An 11,618-nucleotide genomic window follows, 5' to 3' on the forward strand; every position below is an offset into this window, starting at 1 on the left:
GCGGCCGATCAGTCGCCGCCGTAAGGGCCCGGGATCACCGGTCCCGGCGCGAGGACGCGGCTCCCGTCCATCAGCCACACGGCCATCTCGCCCGTCCCGGCCCTCTGCCAGATCACATCCGCCATCCGATCCAGGTTGACGTCGCCGGCGGCGCGCGCTTCCCAGCCGTCGCCGATCGGCCCCGGGATCACGGGTCCCGCCGCGAGCAGCTGGGTCCCCTCCAGCATCCAGACGGCCATCAGCCCTCTCTCTCGGTTGCTCCAGAGTACGTCGAGCACGCCGTCGGCGTTGAAGTCGCCCACGCCGCCGGCGACCCAGCCGTCGCCGATCGGCCCGGGGATCGCCGGTCCTTCCGCGAGCGGTTGACCTCCGTGCATCAGCCAGACCCGCAGCAGGTTCCGCTCGATATCGTTCCAGACCACATCCGCCATTCCATCGAAATCGACGTCGATCGGAAAGCCGAAGGCGAAGCCGCCGATCGGCCCCGGGATCGGGGGCTCCGCCGCGAGCGGCTGGGTGACGTTCATCGGCCAGACCGCCATCCGGTTGTGCTCGGCATCGATCCAGAGCACATCCGACATTCGATCGAAGTTGAAATCGCCGGGCAGGGCCATCCAGCCATCGCCGATCGGCCCCGGAATGGACGGTCCGGGCGCGCGCAGGCGGCTGCCGTCCATCAGCCAGACCGCCATCAGGTTCCGCTCGTCGTGGGACCAGAGCAGGTCCGCCATGTCGTCGGCGTCGAAATCGTTCGCCCAGACGATCCAGCCGTCGCCGCCGGGCCCCGGGATGAACGGTCCGGGCGCCAGGAGGTCGCTTCCGTTCATCAACCACACGGCGATCCGGTTTCGTTCGGCGTCGTACCAGACCACATCCGCCATCCTGTCGGCGTTGAAGTCGGCCGTCTGGGTGATCGTCCAACCGCGGCCGTCGCGCCGCTGCCTCGCGGCGCCGGGGGGTGGGGCCGAAGGCTCGATGGAGCGGCCCTCGTCGTCCAGGCCGGCGCCGCGCGCGCAGCCGCCTGCCGCAGGGAGCGCCGCGGCCACACACAGCGTCATCACGACATTCATGGACGTTCTCACGCGCGCCTCTCCTGCCGCGCGTGCGGTGCATTGGCCGCCGGCGATGTCCGGCCGCCGCCTGGCCTCCGCCCGTGGGCGCGCGGCTCACGCGCCGGGAGAGGCGGCAAATGCCGGTCCATGCCATCCGGAGCCCGCCTCCGCGCCGAACCCCGGCGTTGCGCGCACAGGGGATCGCCCTCGGAAGAGGAGAATCACCGGGGCGTCGAGGGCATCGGGGGAGATCGCCTCTGCTCACGGCGCCCGGGCGATCCGACAACTCGGGCCGTCGGGCTGTTCCGGGCGCAACCAGCGGCGCGAGCATGTCCACAGCCGAGGGGAAGGTCGTCGTTGGGTGGTGGCCTCAATGGCCCCGGAGCGATTCACAGGAAGGCGGGAAGATCCTTGATCTTCTCTTCCCGCCTTCCATGTTCGAAGTGGGTACCACCCGTGCTTGGCGCGGCCTGGCGTTCTTGCGGGCGGGGTCGTAGGGGGCGGGGGGGGCGAGCGCGGGTCCGGTGGCCTACGGTGGATAAAGAATCAGGGGATGGATACCCGGTGCGGGCGCCCACGAAACGGCGCCGGTCGGGCCTATGGGCCGCCTCGCGAGGGCTGCTCAGGGAGCTCGAATTGAGGCATGTCTTCGGGGCCAGGCCACTCGTCCCAGCCTTCGGGCGGCTCGGAGGTCTCGTGGGCCGCGAGCACATCGGGAGAGCTACCGAGAAGGCGATCGAAGCGGGGCGTCGTCTGGACCGGGCCAGTCGTCCCAGCCTTCGGGCGGCTCGTCGATTCCGTTGGCCGCGAGCCATGCGCGGGCGAGCCTCACGATCGGCTCGGGGACATCGAGGCTGAACTCCCACGTCTCCAGCAGGGCGCGCAACTTGCGCGTGGGCTCGGTGGTACGCAGCGCGGGTGCGGTCGGCGCCATGTTGACCGTAGAGATCGCAGCAAGATACCTGTCGAGGAGCTCGAGGAGCTCCTCTCGCGTCGGTGCTTTCAGGGCGAATTTCTCACGGAAGCGTCGCGCGGCCAGGACGCCTATGACCAGCTCGACGGTCGCCATGAGCAACAAATGCTTACAGGCCTCCTGGAGCCCGGCTCTAACCCGTGGCGTTGCGTAGGCGGGATCTAGGGCCTCGAAGCTCTCGTACACCTCGTTCGCCAGCTCGTGAGCGGCTTGCTCGTCGCGCTTGGTCATGGCGAAACCTCACGGCGGCAGGCACCAGGGCCCGGCGAATTGGCCGCCGAAGTAGGTGATGACGCCGATGCCGATAGCGACCTCCTTGGGCGGAGAGGTTCCAGTTTGTACACAAACATAGGAGCACCAAGACTTGTAGACGAGATGCGACACGAGCTCGCCGAAGATCTCGGGACACTGGCGGCACTTCGCATCAGCACAGTCGGTCACGTAGCACTGGTGATTGACGGGCGGACCAAAAAGCGAACATGGCGTGCGGTAGGGGCAGCCGAAGTCCTCCAGGCATTCGGTCCTCGGAATCACGGCCAGCGGCAGTGTGGCGGGATCGAGGGTCGCAAGCCACCTGTCCGCCTCGGCCACCGCCACGGGGAGGTACTGCTCGATGAGCTGCGCGAGCGTCGCCTCGTCGAGCGTGGCGGGATCGAGGCCGAGCGACTCCACGGTTCCCGTCAGGTAGTACGCGGCGAACCCGGCCCTCGCCGAGGCGAGCGCCAGCTCCTGCGGATCCATGTCCTCGAACGACGGCTCCTCCGGCTCGGCCGCCGCCTCCTCGGCCGCTTCCTCCGGCTCGCCCGGCGCCTCGGGGGTCGTCTCGCCCCCCGGCTCCTCTGGGGCCTCGCCCGCCGCGCTCCCCTCCTCAGGCGGGGTCGCCGTGCCCTGGTCGGATCGTGATCGTACACCCCGGGACCGTAATGTATCCCACTATTGCCGCCAGCAGGACGGCGGACAGTGTCGGACCTGGCTTGCCGGACATCGCCCCTCCTTCCGGAAGTCCGGAGTTACATGGCGCACCGCCGCCGTCAATGCGCCCCCAGCCGGTGCGCAGGTCAGGCCGGCGGGGGGTCGAACCCCCGGCGAGCAGGTGCCGGGCCAGGCTCGACGGGCATCGCGCCCCTCTCGATCGGGTACCAGGCCAGCTCCCGCGGAGGTCGACCCCGGCGCGATCGGATGCCCGGCCAGGCGTGACGGGGGTCGACCCCCCCCTCGAGCAGATGTCCGGCCAGGCGTGCGGGGGGGGTCGAACCCCCCTCGAGCAGGCACAAGGCCAGCTCCCGCGCGGATCGACCGCCGCTCCCACCCCTGCACGGCCAGGTCCGAAGGGGGGGCGACCCCCGTCTGGGCGCCGCTGCTGCTTCCACGGCCGCCGTCCCTTCGGTACGTGAGCCCTCGCGCGCCCTGGCTGCCGGCTCCGCGGCGTTCGCGCTGGCCGATGTGCCAGCATGCCGCCGCCGCCCACGGCGAGATGCGCACCTTCCGGCAGCTCGGGGTGGCCGGGCTCGTCACCGGTGGCGCGGTCCTGGCGGTCACGCTCGGATACACGTTCTACCCGCGCGCTCAGGCCGATGTGCGGGTGTCCGCGGATGGCTTTACGGTCAGCGGCGTCTTCTGACCACGGATTCGACATCGATCCTGGCCTGACCCGCGCGTGACCGGACGGCGGCGTCCGCGCGCCGCTCACTTGCGAAAACTTGCGTGACGGCCGCGGGCAGAGCGCGGCATAGTGGGCTCGTTCGAGGATCAGGCCAACGACTCTCCCGGCGGATTGGGGCCGCCGGGGCTGCCGGCTGCCCAGCCTTGTGCCGGAGGACTGGACGCACGATGAGCTCTATCAAGCTTTGTATCGGGAGTTTTTTGTTTCTCACGGGCGTAGCGCTTTCTTTCGCATGTGGTGACGAGCCGTACGTGGGGGGCGACTGCGCGACCACGGACGACTGCCTGTCCGAGGGGCAGAGCGCGCCGGGGACGGTGTGCATCAACGAGCGCTGCACGTGCGTCGAGCCGGGCAAGGTGGTCTGCTGCGCGCGCGGCGAGGAGGAGCCGGGCTGCTTCCTGATGTGCCGGCCCTGCGACGAGTGCGCGGAGGGGACGGCGGAGTGCTCGGGCGTGGTCGACCCGTCGGCGCAGTGCGAGACCGACACGGAGTGCCCCGGTCCGCCGGATCCGCGGTGCGGCGCGGGGCGCTGCGTCGAGGGAAAATGCGAGCTCGACATCAAGCCGGGTCGGCTCGCATCGCAGCTCCGCGGCGACTGCAAGCAGGACGAGTGCACGGAGGAGGGGCGCGTGGTCAGCGTGCCGGCGTACGACGTGTACAACGACGGCAACCAGTGCACGAACGATCTCTGCGATTATGATCGGCCGCTCAACGCGCTGCTCGACGGGGTGATCTGTCCAATTTCGGGCTCGGGTCGGTGCCATGAGGGGCGGTGCGTCGAGTGCCTCCACGACGACCCCACGCTGCACTGCGCTGCAGGGTTCGCGTGTGACGGTGTGTTCTGCGTCCCGCCCCACTGCGTCAACATGGTGTTCGACGCCGGTCGCGGAGAGACCGCTCAGGACTGTGGTGGGGATTGCGCGCCGTGCAGGGATGGGGATCCATGCGACGCCGCGACGGACTGCCAATCGGGGGTTTGCACGATGGCGCATTGCAAGGCGCCGACGTGCGACGACGGCGTGAAGAACGGCGACGAGACCGGCGTGGACTGCAGCGGTCCATGCCCCCGCCGCTGCCCGGACGGCGGCGGCTGCACGTCCGGCGAGGATTGCGCGAGCGGCGTCTGCTGGGCCGGCGCGTGCGAGGAGCCCAGCTGCAAGGACGGCGTAGAGAACGGCGACGAGCTCGGCGTGGACTGCGGCGGCAAGGGGTGCGACGCGTCGTGCCCTGGGTGAGCGGTCGGCCATGTCCTCGCACTGAACCAACGTAGGGGTACCTCGATCGGTTGAGCGCAGGCCGCCCGTCCCGGGTGTCCGAGCGCAAGTTACAAGCCGCATCCGACGCTGGAATCTGGAGTCGATTCCTGTTACACGGCTGTGTCTGGTTGGTGACGGCTGAACAGCGAAACGGCTCACGCCGCGCAGTGACCGCCGCCGCGAAGCAGACGCTTGGCGAGCTTGCTTCCGTCGGAGTAATATGAACCCTCAGTGAGGACGCTCGATGCCGAAACGTGCTCCAGCCTGCGTCGCCGCTCTTTTGTTCTCAGCTTCAACCGTCTCGTTGATGGTGCCAGGATGCACTATCCGCATCGGGAAAGAGGATGTGGACGAAACGGACGGAAGGTAGCCTGACCCAGCTGGCGGAGCTGGAACACAACCCAACCCTCCCGGCGCGGCGGGCGGCAGGGACGAGCCGGCAGGCTCCGGCGCGGGAGGCGACTCAATCCCCGAAGAGCAAGCGGCCTTTGATGCGGTACAACAGGCGGATCCTCAGCTAGTCGCCCTTGCTACCGCCAAGGCGAGCTTCGTCGGATACCTGATCAACGGTTCGATCGAGTCTGAGGGGATTGATCCCGAAAGCCTCGACCGTGAGGCGCTCGACTCCCTGGTAGCTACTTACCTGCCATGGGCTATGGGGCAAGCTGACGCGTGGCTGTCCACGGTCGATCCTGCAACACTGTCCATGTTCCCCATGGGCCATCCACTAAGATACGAGTGCGCAGACGAGTTCGGATGCCCTTATACTCTGAAATGCTGGTCTCCCTCCAAGGGTAGGCCGGCAGTGTGTGCGCCCAATGACTGCGCCGACGCGCGGTGCAGGGCTTGTCCAGAATGGTTCGGAGATTTCTCCAGGATCGTCATGTCTGCGTGGTGCTCCTATGTTTGCATGGTTGACGCTGAGGTCGTCGGATCTGCCGGATCCCTCATCAGCAGGTTCAGGAGCATTCCGGTATCGTTCTGCATGGTGGACGGGCAATCCGGCTGGCCTTTGTGACAATGAGCGACAGCGAATCGGCAAGACAGGCCGCCTTCTCGAGGACCATGGCATCGCTGGTGTGCCTGCTGGACGCCATGGCTCTGTTCGCCGCTCCGAAGCTGGCCGCAAAGATCGGTCGCGTGCCGCCCCGCGAAGGGATTCTGGAGCACTTGGAGGCTTATTTGATCATCGCCCCCAAGATGACTGCGCCAGTAGGGTGCATCCCCCGGCAAGACACGACACCGCATGCTTTGAAGCTACGTGAGCTGTTCTCCGCCTGGACGCCATCGAACCAGATTCCCCAAGAGATCGTGCAGGCAGCGCGCGAATTCCTTGAAGCTTTCGGTATCGCCGGACCGGACGAGGGGTGGGACAACTTCGAGGGCTTCCCGGATGACCCCCAGACTCGGGAAGGTGATTGAAGGGCGCTTCCGCTGCGGTGCCGGGGGGTGGGTGGTGGGGGGCCGAGTGGCCGGCGAGGATGGCCTGGTGCGCGATGTTCTGCGCGATCATCGTCTTGCCTAGCCCGCGGGGAGCGAAGAGCACGATGTTGCGCGTGCCATCGACGAAGGACAGGCGAGGGCGCTCCCGAATCCACGCATCCTCCGAGCGAGACATCATACCAGCAAGTCTCGCATCAGGTTGCCGCCGGATGAATCCGACCTTACCGATGGCGGAATCGGCTGTCTGCGGCGCGCCCGCCCGGGCGCCGCTGCGCCGCGGTCGGCTCGTCGAGCCCGGGGTCCGCCAGCGTGACATGTCACGGTGGGACCAGGACATGTCACGGGACAGAGCGTGACACGTCCCCCGGGACGCGGCGCGGCGTCATCGAGACGGAGCGCCTCCCGGGCGGCGCGCTCCTGGCCGTGGCAGGCGCCGCGCGCGGAGGAGCGCCTGGAGGCGAGGGCGACGCGCCTGCGGCGGACTGGCACGCCGCTTGTATAACGGCAAAACGGGCGCGCGCCCGGCGCCGGTCCGAACCACGGCGCGACGCCGGGCAGCCGCGGACCCGGGCCCGCCGGGGCCGCTCTCTCTACGTCCGTCGCTTCGCGCCGGTCTGGCGCTCCGGACCGGCCTGGAGGTGCTTTCCCTCATGTCCCTCGAAGCAGATAACGATTCTTTCGCCGTACGCTCGCGCGACGGCGATCCCTTCACCCCGCCCCCGCGCGATGCATCCGCGCGGAGGCCCTCTGTCTGGCTGGCGCTCGCGGCGGTCGCGCTGTCCGTGCTCGGGTGCCATGGAGACGAGCCCGGGCAGCTCGCCGCGGACGACTCCGAGCTCATCGCGGCCCCGCAGGCGCTCGTGTCGGACGACACGCCGCTCGACATCCGCGCCCGCAAGCCTCGCTTGAGCGTGGGCTATGCCCATGCTTGCGCGGTGAAGCCGGACGCCACGCTCGCCTGCTGGGGGGGCAATGCTCAGGGCCAGTCTACATGGTCTGACGAGAATGTCTATCAGGTGAGCGTAGACAGGTATCACACGTGCACGCTGTACGAGTATGGCACAGTATACTGCAAGGGGCGCAACAACGAAGGTCAGCTCGACGCGCCCAACGAGGAGTTCGTGCAGGTCGACGCAGGCCGCTTCCACACCTGCGGCCTGAAAGTGGACGGCACGGCGGTGTGCTGGGGAGATGACACGCTCGACAAAGCCTCGCCGCCCGTTGGCGTCACCTTCGTCCAGGTCGACGCGGGGCTCCACTTTTCGTGCGGGCTGAAGGCGGACGGCGATGTGGTGTGCTGGGGGCAAGGGTACACCGGGACTTCCTTGTCGCTCTCCTCGAGGTTCAGCCAGATCAGCGTCGGCGGTGGCCGCGGCTGCGGCGTCACGATGACCGGCACGATCGCTTGCTGGGGGTCGTCGTTGTTCTCGCCCCCTTCCGGCACGTTCACCCAGGTCGGCGTGGGAGATAACCACGTGTGCGGGCTGAAGACGAACGGAGAGATCGCGTGCTCGGGCAACAGCTCTGTGTACGATGTCTCAGTGTTGCCGCCCACGGGCACGTTCACCGAAATCAGCGTGCAGTACGGGAACAACTGCGCCACACGGACTGACGGCGCGATGATCTGCTGGGGCGTGGATGCCGGGGTGACGAACCCTCCCAGCGACACCTTCGGGCGGAACATCGTCTCGTCGGGCGGCTGGCACTCCTGCGTGCTGCGGCCGAACGGCGAGGTGCTCTGCTGGGGCAGCGACTCCTCTCTACAAGCGACGCCGCCCGCCGGGACGTTCACCCAGATCAGCGCGGGCGACAGTCACAACTGCGGCGTGAGGACCGACGGCACGGTGTCCTGCTGGGGCAGCGACCTCTTCGATAAGTCGACGCCGCCCACCGGGACGTTCACGCAGGTCAGCGTGGGCAGCAATCATAGCTGCGGGGTGAAGACCGACGGCACGCTGTCCTGCTGGGGCATCGACTCCTCTCTCGAATTGGCGCCGCCCACCGGGACGTTCACGCAGGTCAGCGCGGGCGCCAGCCATTCGTGCGCGCTGCGGACGAGCGGCCTGGTGGTTTGCTGGGGCGCAAACAGCGAGGGCCAGTCCGCCCAGCAGGTCGGCTCGTTCATCCAGGTCAGCGCTGGGGGCAACCATAGCTGCGGCGTGAGGCCGAACGGTACAGTGGTTTGCTGGGGCGCGGACGACGTGGAGTCCTCGACGCCGACCGGCACGTTCAGGCAGGTCACCTCAGGGATGGGACATAGCTGCGCGATCACCGATTTCGGGAACGTACGTTGCTGGGGGAACAACACGCACAACCAGACCTCGGAGCCGGTCGGCAAGTTCGTTCAGATCAGCGCGGGCAGGGACCATACGTGCGGCGTAGATATCCACATGGGGCTGCACTGCTGGGGATGGGAAATGTCGGACCGGACCGTGCCGCCCACCGACGTGTTCACCCAGATCACCGCGGGCAGGGATCATACGTGCGGCTTGAAGGCAGATGGGAAGCTGAAATGCTGGGGCGCCAACTGGGACGGCCGGAGCGACGAGAGCCCGCACACGTTCACCCAGATCAGCGCCGGCCAGAGCCACACGTGCGGCGTGAAGGTGGACGGCACGGTGGCCTGCCAGGGATCGCTCGAAGCCGATACGATCACCGTGCCGAGCGGCCAATTCCTTCAGGTCAGCGCGGGCGGCTCCCACACCTGCGGGATCAGGACCGACCACACGGCGCACTGCTGGCAGGACCCCTACCACGACCATGGCCAGACGGTCGATACTCCCTCCGGCACGGTCACCCAGATCAGCGCGGGGTTGTTGAACGCCTGCGCGGTGATGGCGGACGGCACGATCAACTGCTGGGGAGAGAACTATTCCGGTCAGAGCGCCGACCAGACCACGGGCTCGTTTACCCAGGTCAGCACGCGCTACGCGCATAGCTGCGCGCTGAAGGCAGATGGCACGATCAAGTGCTGGGGGACTGATCTGTACGGCCGGGCCACGCCGCCGTCGGGCACGTTCACCCAGGTGGGCGTCGGCAACTACTTCTCCTGCGGGCTGAGGTCGAACAACACGGTGACCTGCTGGGGGCACATCTATGGTGCTACCGCGAGCGCTCCGTCCGGCAGCTTCACCCAGATCGCCGTCGGTGCCGACCACGCCTGCGCGCTGAGGACGGACGGCATGGTCCAGTGCTGGGGCGCCAACTCGTATTACCAGATCGTGCCCCCGCTCCCGGAGTGACGACCGAGGGAGAGACAGGTCTAGTCGTCGGCTTCACTGCAGGGCGCGCCTCAATCGGCTCCGGCGAGCAGCCGCTCGATCTCGTGCATCGTCTCGACGTCGTCGCCGACCATCGCCTTCATCGACTGGATCCTGCGGCACACGATCGCGGCGATCTTCTCTTCGACGGTGCCGTCGGCATAGGCCCAGTAGACCTGCGCGAAACGTCCATCGCGGTGACAGCGGCCCTCGATCTGCGCCATCTGGATCGCCGACCACCGCAGATCGTGGATCACCTCCGAGCGCGGGACCTCGTTGTGCTCTCCCTGGTGGAGCGAGATCCCTTCTTCCACGGTGAAGAGCGCGACGCGCGGCTCGCCGCGCTGGAAGCGGAGGCGCTCGGCCTCCTTCTCGCCGGCCGGCATCGCGCCGTGGATCAGCGCGCACGGGACGCGCTCGCGGGCCAGCGCGGCCTGCACGGCCTCGAGCGTCTCCAGGAAGGCGACGGAGACCGCGACCTGATGCCCGTTGTCGAGCAGCTCACGCACGAGCTCCACGGTGCCCGCCACGCGGATGAGCGAGCTCTTCTGCCGCAGGCGCAGCGTCGCGGCGAGGGCCGACCTCGGGTTCGCGCCCTTCGGCACGAGCTCCATCTCCCGGCGGAACGCGGTCCACGCGCGCGCGTAGAGCTCGCGCGCGGAGGCGTCGAGCTCGATGGGGGTGAGGATGCGGTTGATCTCGGGCCAGCCGGCCACGTCCTCCGGGCGACGCCGCATCCCCACCGCGGGACGGCCGTCGAACAGGAGCGCGCGCACCTTCTCGCAGTCCGCCGGATCGCCGCGCCAGTCCCACCTGCCGAACGCGCCGCGCGTGACCCCGAGCCCCTGGCCTTCGCACCACTGCTCGAAGTCCTTGAGATCCGCGGAGCGGCTCCCGGTCGCGCTCGCCAAGAGCGGCGCGAGATACGATAGCTCCAGCGGGTTCTGCCCCGCGGTGGCCGAGAGCCAAAGCGCGAACCCTGCGCGTGCGTTGAGCTTCACCGCGAGCTTGGAGCGCGCCGCCGCCGGGTTCTTGCAGCGGTGGCTCTCGTCCCAGATCACCACGTCGAACTCCGCGGCGCTGCCGGCGCGCGCGAGGCCCTTCTTCGATCGGATCCTCCGCCGCGCCTCCGGGGTCACCTCGAAGAGCTTGCCGAGCCGATCATAATTGATGATGACGATCTCTTTGCCTGCGTCGCCCATCGCCTCGACCGTGCGGCGCCAGTGCGCGACGACGGCGAGCGGGCAAACGATCAGCACCGTCGCGACGTCCGGCATGCGGAGGACCGCGGCCCAGGCGGTGATCGTCTTGCCGAGGCCGACGTCGTCGGCGAGGAGGAACCCGGCGCGCCTCTCGCCCTTCGCGGCGGCGATGGCCCGCACGCCGTCCAGCTGGTGCGGGCGGAGGACGATCGCCCCCGCGGGGGCGGCCGGCGCGGGCGCTGGGTCGTCGTTGAGCTCGCGCTCGATGCGTCGCTCCCACGAGTATGGCGCGGCGCGGAACGGCGCGAGGGCCGGCGGGAGCGTCTCTGCGCGAGCGACGAACACGCCGTGCGCCGCGTCCCAGCGCGCGCCGCTCGCGGACGCGACCGCGCGCATCGCGAACGGGACGTCGAGCACATGGGCTCGCTCCGGCGCCGTACGCGGAGCAGCGACCGCTGGAGCGGCCGCGCCGGGGGCTCTACGAGGGGCCGAGACACTTCGCTTGGCGCGCATCGTCGTCATGACGGCCCTGATACCAGCGCGGCCGCGCGATTGCGCAGGAATCGGTCTTCATGGCGAGGGGTCGAGCCTCCCCAGCCAGCGCGCCGGGCCGGCCGGGCGCCACGGGTGGCCCCCGCGAACGCGCCTGGAGGAACCCGCTCGGGACGATCGCGGGTACGGTGGGCGGCCGCCGCTGCGAGCCAGCGCCGAGGGGGAGCTTGCTAGCCCTCGGGTCCCCGGACGCGCGTCATTCTCGCTCGCGGGTTGA

At 68.8% G+C, this 11,618-nt stretch carries 8 protein-coding genes and 1 pseudogene; 4 read left to right on the top strand and 5 right to left on the bottom strand.

The genetic code is table 11. The features are described from left to right. Positions 1-8: 8 nt before the first annotated feature. The 3 genes from WMF26_RS06340 to WMF26_RS06350 form a co-directional block, all read right to left on the bottom strand. On the bottom strand, positions 9-1,082 hold the full coding sequence (locus WMF26_RS06340; protein ID WP_437999571.1) for an FG-GAP repeat domain-containing protein: 1,074 nt from the start codon (positions 1,080-1,082) through the stop codon (positions 9-11). A gap of 691 nt (positions 1,083-1,773) precedes the next feature. Continuing rightward, complete coding sequence (locus tag WMF26_RS06345; RefSeq protein ID WP_437939133.1) at positions 1,774-2,256, bottom strand: hypothetical protein; 483 nt, start codon at positions 2,254-2,256, stop codon at positions 1,774-1,776. A gap of 9 nt (positions 2,257-2,265) precedes the next feature. Then, on the bottom strand, positions 2,266-2,766 hold the full coding sequence (locus tag WMF26_RS06350; RefSeq protein ID WP_437999572.1) for a hypothetical protein: 501 nt from the start codon (positions 2,764-2,766) through the stop codon (positions 2,266-2,268). Between the two features lie 700 nt (positions 2,767-3,466). Here WMF26_RS06350 and WMF26_RS06355 point away from each other — a divergent pair. The 3 genes from WMF26_RS06355 (at position 3,467) to WMF26_RS06365 (ending at position 6,366) form a co-directional block, all read left to right on the top strand. Next, a complete protein-coding gene (locus WMF26_RS06355) occupies positions 3,467-3,646 on the top strand; it encodes a hypothetical protein (RefSeq protein ID WP_437999573.1) in 180 nt (59 codons plus the stop codon). 293 nt (positions 3,647-3,939) lie between these two features. After that, on the top strand, positions 3,940-4,923 hold the full coding sequence (locus tag WMF26_RS06360; protein WP_437999574.1) for a hypothetical protein: 984 nt from the start codon (positions 3,940-3,942) through the stop codon (positions 4,921-4,923). Positions 4,924-5,964: 1,041 nt separating this feature from the next. Beyond that, positions 5,965-6,366 carry a hypothetical protein gene (locus WMF26_RS06365; RefSeq protein WP_438002519.1) on the top strand — a complete coding sequence of 134 codons (402 nt, stop codon included), beginning with the start codon at positions 5,965-5,967 and terminating at the stop codon, positions 6,364-6,366. A 55-nt stretch (positions 6,367-6,421) separates the two neighbouring features. On the opposite strand, the pseudogene WMF26_RS06370 reads toward WMF26_RS06365, so the two are convergent. Beyond that, positions 6,422-6,724 (bottom strand): annotated as a pseudogene (locus WMF26_RS06370) (ATP-binding protein); the annotation flags it as partial. Between the two features lie 313 nt (positions 6,725-7,037). On the opposite strand from WMF26_RS06370, the gene WMF26_RS06375 reads away from it, so the two are divergent. Beyond that, positions 7,038-9,629, top strand: coding sequence for an RTX toxin (locus WMF26_RS06375; protein ID WP_437999575.1), 2,592 nt, complete (start codon positions 7,038-7,040; stop codon positions 9,627-9,629). Between the two features lie 50 nt (positions 9,630-9,679). Here WMF26_RS06375 and WMF26_RS06380 read toward each other — a convergent pair whose 3' ends face one another. After that, positions 9,680-11,266 (bottom strand): SNF2-related protein, encoded by a 1,587-nt coding sequence (locus WMF26_RS06380; RefSeq protein ID WP_437999576.1) that lies wholly within the window; start codon positions 11,264-11,266, stop codon positions 9,680-9,682. Between the last annotated feature and the right edge of the window lie 352 nt (positions 11,267-11,618).

Origin of the sequence: Sorangium sp. So ce185, from assembly GCF_051526825.1 — a bacterium.
In the GTDB taxonomy this organism is placed as follows: domain Bacteria; phylum Myxococcota_A; class Polyangia; order Polyangiales; family Polyangiaceae; genus Sorangium; species Sorangium cellulosum_D.